Source organism: Mycobacterium sp. E796 (assembly GCF_001672815.1).
GTDB lineage: Bacteria > Actinomycetota > Actinomycetes > Mycobacteriales > Mycobacteriaceae > Mycobacterium.
The window spans coordinates 1-715 of sequence record NZ_LZKK01000221.1; the positions used below are offsets into that span (position 1 = coordinate 1).

Below are 715 nucleotides of genomic sequence, written 5' to 3' on the forward strand. Positions count from 1 at the left end.
CGCTGCCCGTCCATCTCGATCTCCCCGCCCTTGGTGCCGAACGAGATCGTCGAGATGGGCACGCCCTGGTCCTTGGCCAGCCGCGCCGCGGTGAACGCGCCGTCGTGCGGGTCGCTGGGGTCCGTCGGCTTGTTCTCACCGCCGTCGGACAGCAGCACGATCCGCGCCGGCGGCGGCGTGTCCCCGCCGGTGATGGCCGCGGCGCCGACCGCGTGCAGCGCGGTGAAGATCGCCTCACCGGTCGCCGTCCCGTCGGCGAACTCGAGCTTCTTCAGCGCCTCGAGGGTCGCCTCGTGCTGCGGGGTCGGCGGCACCAGCAGGTAGGGCGTGCCCGCGAATCCGACCAGTCCCAGGTTGATGCCCGGCGTCAGCTGGCTGGCGAACTGGCTGGCCGCCTGCTCGGCCGCCTTGAGCCGGTTGGGTTCGACGTCGGTCGCGCGCATCGAGTTCGACATGTCGATGATCAGCACGACGCAGGCGCGGTTGCGCGGGATCCGGATGTCCGACGTCGGCCCGGCCATGGCGGTGGTCAACAGCACCAGCGACGCGGCGAGCAGGATCGTCGGCACGTGTCGCCACCGCCCGGAGCGCAGCGGCGCGACCCGCTCCAGCACCTCCATGTTGGCGAACCGCAGCACCCGGCGCCGGCGCGCGAACTGCACCACGACGTAGATCCCGATGAGCAGCGCCACGGCCAGCAGGAACAGGAAGAACC

1 protein-coding gene is annotated in these 715 nt (G+C 71.6%); it reads right to left on the bottom strand.

The genetic code is table 11. The features are described from left to right. The coding region (locus A5706_RS16180; RefSeq protein WP_231985322.1) for a VWA domain-containing protein at positions 1 to 715 on the bottom strand (715 nt) is incomplete at both ends.